Here is a 5,349-nt window from a genome sequence, read left to right on the forward strand (position 1 = left end):
ATATGCAATTTGCATTTTCGGAATCGGCGTGTTTACACCCGAACTATTTGGTTCAAAAAAAGCTTAATTCATTGGCATTGGGCTAAAGCCATCGGTTCCAAACAAATTTTCGTTGCAAAGCAACAGCTTTAGTGAGATGAATTGGAAAGGAACTTTGTTCATTTTCAAGAAGAATAAAATAACAAAACAAAAGGATAAAAAATGGCAGTACCAAAGAGACGACACAGTAAAACAAGAGCGGCAAAAGGAAGAACACACTACAAATTGACATTACCAAGACCTGTAAAAGATGAGGATGGTACATGGAGAATGCCTCACCATATGAACATGACAACTGGTGAATATAACACAAAAAAAGCGTAGTAGAGCAGTTCTATGATTAGAATTGCGATAGACGCAATGGGTGGGGACTTTGGTCCTGAACCTATTATAGAGGGTGTGGTTCAAGCACTTGATGAGAAAGATTTTTTGCCTATACTTGTAGGTGACAAAGAACAGATACTACAGCACCTTCCACAATATTATCTAGAGCAAGTTGAAATCGTTGAATCTTCTGATGTGATTGCTATGAGTGATAAAGCGACACAGGCTCTTAAGCGAAAAGATTCATCTATCTATGTAGCTGTTGAGATGGTTCGCAACAAAGAGGCAGATGCTGTGGTATCCGCTGGACATAGTGGGGCAACTATGACATTGGCGACGCTTCGTATGGGTAGGCTTCCACATATCTCCAAACCTGCATTGGCGACAATTATGCCAAGCATGTCAAAGATTTCAAATACACTACTTTTGGATGTTGGTGCTGTAACTGACTGCACACCTAAAAATCTATATGAGTTTGCTATTATGGGTGAGGTTTATGCACAGAAGTTATTGGGTCTGCGAACACCATCTGTTGGACTTCTTGCCAACGGTGAAGAGGATAGCAAAGGTAATGCTTTGACAAAAGAGGCATTTAAACTCATGAAAGCTATTCCTGGATTCAAAGGTAATGTTGAGGGGTCAGATATATTTAATGGTACTGTTGATGTGGTGGTTTGCGATGGATATACGGGCAATATTACTCTAAAAGCGAGTGAGGGAGTGGCTTCAACTATTCTTGAACTCATGAAGATAAATATACGAAAATCAATCCCTGCAAAGATTGGTGCATTGTTAATGAAGAAAAAAGTGTTTACCCAACTCAAAAAGAAGATAGATTACGCAGAATATGGTGGAGCCCCTTTACTTGGAGTGAATGGTTGTGCTATTATATCACACGGAAAAAGTAACGCCAAAGCGATTAAAAATGCTATCTTCCAAGCGATAGCTTATAATGACTCTGGTGTCAACTCTGCAATTGAGAATTTACTAACCAAAAACAACGCATAAGGTAAAAAATGTACGCAAAATTTCACTCCATAGGGGCTTATGCTCCTTCTAAGGTATTGAGTAATAAAGATTTAGAGAAGATGGTGGATACCAGTGATGAGTGGATTTTAAAACGAACAGGTATTAGCGAGAGACGAATTGCAGGTGATGGTGAGGTGACGAGTGATATGGCTACAATCGCTTCAGATATTGCTATAGATAGAGCTGGTTTAGAAAAGTCTGATATTGATTTGGTTGTCTGTGCGACTGTTACCCCTGACTACTTCAACATGCCCTCCACTGCCTGTATTATCTCTGATAAACTTGGTATTAAAAATGTTCAAGCTTTTGACATAAGTGCCGCGTGTAGTGGTTTTGTCTATGCTTTGAGTGTGGCAAAAGCGTTTATAGAGTCTGGTATGAAAAAACATGTGTTGATTGTGGGTGCAGAGAAGTTTAGCTCTATCGTGGACTATACGGATAGAAGCACCTGTATCCTCTTTGGTGATGGTGCAGGGGCTGCGGTCATCTCTGTTACCGAGGATAAGAGCGAAGCGATGATTGATATTCATGCCTCTGCTGATGGCTCTTATGCTGATTTTCTTGTCACTCCTGCTCCTGGGACTATTAATCCTGTCTCTCAAAGAGTGATAGATGAGGGGCTTAATTTTGTGCAGATGAAGGGTAATGAGACTTTTAAATTGGCTGTTAAGACACTAACCAAAGATGTCAAAGATATTCTAGCCAAAAACAGTATTGATTCGAAAGATATTCCACATTTTATTCCACATCAAGCTAACTATAGAATTATCAAAGCTGTTGGTGATGCTTTGAAGATGAGTAAAGAGCAGGTTGTTGTGACGGTCGGTAAGTATGGAAATACCTCGGCCGCCTCTATCCCTATGGCAATCAATGACATATATGAATCAGGACGACTTAAAAAAGGTGAACTAATGCTTTTGGATACTTTTGGAGGTGGGCTTACTTGGGCTAGTGCGTTACTTCCATTTGCAGGGGAGACCAAGTAGCTTTTTTTGTTTTTTTCTTTTTAAGACAATCACTACAGGCTTTGATAGTATTTTTTTCAAGGATAATATGAAGAGCCTCTATATTTAGTATCTTTATAGTATGATTTTTTATTATAATGATATTCTCTTTTTTCATTCTACCTAAAATTCGAGATAGGGTTTCAGGAGTTATATTTAGGATAGAAGCAATCTCATTATTTTTTACTTTCTCAAATATCTCTATCTCATTTAGAATCAGGTCAGCAACCTTGGCTTCTGATGAGAGTATGGTCTCCTTATGAACCAAAGAGTAGAGCATTATTACTTTGTCGGTCATGGATTTTAGTAGTGCCATAGAGAAGTGTGAATCTTGCATGTAGTTCATGACATTTTTGTAGTGCAGTAGTCCTATGGTTCCGTTTGTAGAGATAATTTCACAAGTGATAGGAAACGGTATCTGTTTAAGACAAGCATATTCACCAATTGTTGCAGGTGCAGTTAGTCTATTAATCTGTACCATTGTATCTTTGGGAGAAGTCTTGTATAGCCTGACTTCTCCATTAAGTAAGATATGAAGATATTCACTAGAATCACCCTCATAGAATACTATACTATTTTTGGAAAAATTTTTAATATAGATACTCTCATAAAGCTCTTTATGAAATTTTTTATCTAAGTTTATAAATAGTGGTGTATCTTCAATTTTAATCATAATGCCCCTTTTTACTAACGAAAATAAGTATACTGAAATATTTATCAATAACTATTTAAAATAGATTAATCATCTATTAATTTCAAATAAGTAAAATAACAACTATTATTTTGTAGGAGTTTTAATTGAACCTAATTGTAAAAAATATTAGAGATGAGATAGCCAAAGTTATTGTTGGTCAAGAGAAGTTGATTGATGGACTTTTAATAGGACTGTTGACTAGAGGACATATCCTACTAGAGGGTGTTCCAGGGTTGGCAAAGACAACAGCAGTTAATGCATTAGCAGGTTCACTTGGACTAGACTTTAAAAGAGTACAGTTCACACCAGACCTTCTTCCTAGTGATATTATAGGTACGGAGATATATGACCCATCCAACAATAGTTTTAAGATAAAACGAGGGCCAGTTTTTACCAATCTCCTTTTAGCTGATGAGATAAATAGAGCTCCTGCCAAAGTTCAATCTGCACTACTTGAAGTGATGCAGGAGAGACAGGTGACTATTGGTGATGAGACATTCAAGATTAGCTTACCATTTTTGGTTATGGCGACACAAAATCCTGTGGAGCAAGAGGGGGCGTATGAACTGCCTGAGGCACAGTTAGATAGATTTTTGATGAAAATCATTGTGGGCTATAACACCAAAGAGGAGGAGTTAGAGATAGCTCGAAGAGTGGCTAATGATGGCTTTGGTAAGATAGAACAGGTTGCTTCCATTAAGGATTTGGAGACTATTCGCCAAGAGGCTATGGATATTCATATTGATGAAGAGGTGGAGAAGTATATCGTTGAGCTTGTCTTTGCAACTAGAAATCCAGAGGAGTATGGACTAGAGAAGATAGCTCCATATATAGAGTTTGGTGCATCTCCAAGAGCAAGTATTGATATGTACAAAGCCTCTCGTGCTGTTGCTTATCTCAAAGGAAGAGATTTTGTATCTCCAATTGAGGTGGCGTATATTGCCAAAGAGATTCTGCGACACCGTATTGTTTTGAGCTATGAGGCAGAGGCTGATGGGATTACTGCGGATTCTATTGTTGATAAAATTTTGAGAGCTGTTGATATTCCGTAATGAATCAAAAAATCAAAAGAGTCCTACTCAAAACTAAAAAGCAGGTTTTTGGGGATATGCTGGGTAATAATATCTCTCTCTTTCAAGGAGAGGGTTTTGAGTTTACCGAGCTTCGAGAGTATGTCTATGGTGATGATGTTCGTAAGATTGATTGGAAGACCACGGCAAAATTGGGTAGACCATATGTTAAAATCTATACAGAAGAGCGAGAGCTAAATGTTGTGACTGCTGTGATGATGGGTGGTTCTACCTATTTTGGTACTGTTAAGCAAAAAAGTGATGTGATGAGTGAATTAGTAGCCACTATTGGTTTCTCTGCTGTCAAAAACTCTGACCTCTTTTCCAATATCATCTTTGCAGACAAACTCTACTCTATGACAAAACCAAACAAGAAGTTTTTTGCTGTCCATGATGCCGTGAGTAGGATGGATGAGTTTGATGTTTTGGGGAAAAAGAGCGACTATAAGGAGTTTGCAGACACTCTATTCAAACGGATAAAAAGAAAATCACTGCTCTTTGTTATCTCTGATTTTGTAGGAGATATTAATTTTGGGCTTTTGAGTAAAAAACATGATATTGTTGCACTAATAGTAAGAGATAGATTTGAGGAGAAGCCACAAGAGCTTGGTTATCTGCGAGTTTTGGATATGGAGACTAGTGGTAGCTTTGAGGGAAATATCGGGAAAGAGGAGTTGAAAGGTTATATGAAAGCTCTTGGGGAGAATGATAAAAAACTTTATGCTCATTTTAAGAAAAATGGAATTCGATATACTAAGATATATACTGATGAGGAGCCGTTTGTGAAGTTGGCTAAACTTTTTAGAGGTCGTAAGTAAGTTTTGAGTAATAACTTTTTGCTATACTTTAATAATAATTTTGAAAGGTAGACCATGCAAACAATACAAATAGAGAATGACATATATAGTGATATACTAAAATATGGTATAGATATTCAAACAGAACTAAAACAAGTTATCGCTAAATTTTTAGAAAAAAAAGAGTCGTACTCTTATTTGAATTCAAAAGAATTTCAAAAAGATAAGGCTCATTTTCAACAATGTTTAGAAGATATTGAGTCTGGGAAAACCAAAACTGTATCTCATGATGAGATGTGGAAAGAGATAAAGAGCTATTAGGAGTTTTTTTTGAAAATTAGCTATGAACCAAAATTTAGAGATAGTTTGAACGCTGTTTTGGATTATATCTC

General features: G+C 37.0%; 7 protein-coding genes. 6 read left to right on the top strand and 1 reads right to left on the bottom strand.

Going from position 1 to position 5,349, the window contains the following annotated elements; genetic code table 11:
- Window positions 1-201 precede the first annotated feature (201 nt).
- Genes rpmF through GSY74_RS05185 form a run of 3 tightly spaced genes read left to right on the top strand, consistent with a single transcriptional unit; the run spans window position 202 to window position 2,378 of the window.
- Window positions 202-363 carry a 50S ribosomal protein L32 gene (rpmF, locus tag GSY74_RS05175; RefSeq protein WP_164664041.1) on the top strand — a complete coding sequence of 54 codons (162 nt, stop codon included), beginning with the start codon at window positions 202-204 and terminating at the stop codon, window positions 361-363.
- 12 nt (window positions 364-375) lie between these two features.
- On the top strand, window positions 376-1,371 hold the full coding sequence (plsX, locus tag GSY74_RS05180) for a phosphate acyltransferase PlsX (protein WP_164664042.1): 996 nt from the start codon (window positions 376-378) through the stop codon (window positions 1,369-1,371).
- An 8-nt stretch (window positions 1,372-1,379) separates the two neighbouring features.
- Complete coding sequence (locus tag GSY74_RS05185) at window positions 1,380-2,378, top strand: beta-ketoacyl-ACP synthase III (protein WP_164664043.1); 999 nt, start codon at window positions 1,380-1,382, stop codon at window positions 2,376-2,378.
- Here the strand turns inward: GSY74_RS05185 and GSY74_RS05190 are convergent.
- A complete protein-coding gene (locus GSY74_RS05190) occupies window positions 2,341-3,069 on the bottom strand; it encodes a Crp/Fnr family transcriptional regulator (protein ID WP_164664044.1) in 729 nt (242 codons plus the stop codon). The two genes, GSY74_RS05185 and GSY74_RS05190, sit on opposite strands and share 38 nt — an antisense overlap.
- Before the next feature lie 125 nt (window positions 3,070-3,194).
- Between GSY74_RS05190 and GSY74_RS05195 the strand changes: the two genes are divergently transcribed.
- Genes GSY74_RS05195 through GSY74_RS05205 form a run of 3 tightly spaced genes read left to right on the top strand, consistent with a single transcriptional unit; the run spans window position 3,195 to window position 5,278 of the window.
- Entirely contained in the window at window positions 3,195-4,142 is a 948-nt protein-coding gene (locus tag GSY74_RS05195) for a MoxR family ATPase (protein ID WP_164664045.1), read from the top strand.
- Complete coding sequence (locus tag GSY74_RS05200; protein ID WP_164664046.1) at window positions 4,142-4,978, top strand: DUF58 domain-containing protein; 837 nt, start codon at window positions 4,142-4,144, stop codon at window positions 4,976-4,978. The genes GSY74_RS05195 and GSY74_RS05200 overlap by 1 nt, the downstream gene beginning before the upstream one ends.
- Window positions 4,979-5,032: 54 nt before the next feature.
- Window positions 5,033-5,278, top strand: a complete 246-nt coding sequence (locus GSY74_RS05205; RefSeq protein ID WP_164664047.1) for a hypothetical protein — start codon at window positions 5,033-5,035, stop codon at window positions 5,276-5,278.
- The last annotated feature ends 71 nt before the right edge of the window (window positions 5,279-5,349 follow it).

The sequence above is a fragment of the Sulfurovum sp. bin170 genome (assembly GCF_010892395.1).
Lineage (GTDB): Bacteria > Campylobacterota > Campylobacteria > Campylobacterales > Sulfurovaceae > UBA1140.

Excerpts from the sequence above, each read along its gene's own strand:
- GSY74_RS05190 (WP_164664044.1), bottom strand. The coding sequence starts at position 3,069 with ATGATTAAAATTGAAGATACACCACTATTTATAAACTTAGATAAAAAA.
- GSY74_RS05205 (WP_164664047.1), top strand. The coding sequence starts at position 5,033 with ATGCAAACAATACAAATAGAGAATGACATATATAGTGATATACTAAAA.
- rpmF (WP_164664041.1), top strand. The coding sequence starts at position 202 with ATGGCAGTACCAAAGAGACGACACAGTAAAACAAGAGCGGCAAAAGGA.
- plsX (WP_164664042.1), top strand. The coding sequence starts at position 376 with ATGATTAGAATTGCGATAGACGCAATGGGTGGGGACTTTGGTCCTGAA.
- GSY74_RS05200 (WP_164664046.1), top strand. The coding sequence starts at position 4,142 with ATGAATCAAAAAATCAAAAGAGTCCTACTCAAAACTAAAAAGCAGGTT.
- GSY74_RS05185 (WP_164664043.1), top strand. The coding sequence starts at position 1,380 with ATGTACGCAAAATTTCACTCCATAGGGGCTTATGCTCCTTCTAAGGTA.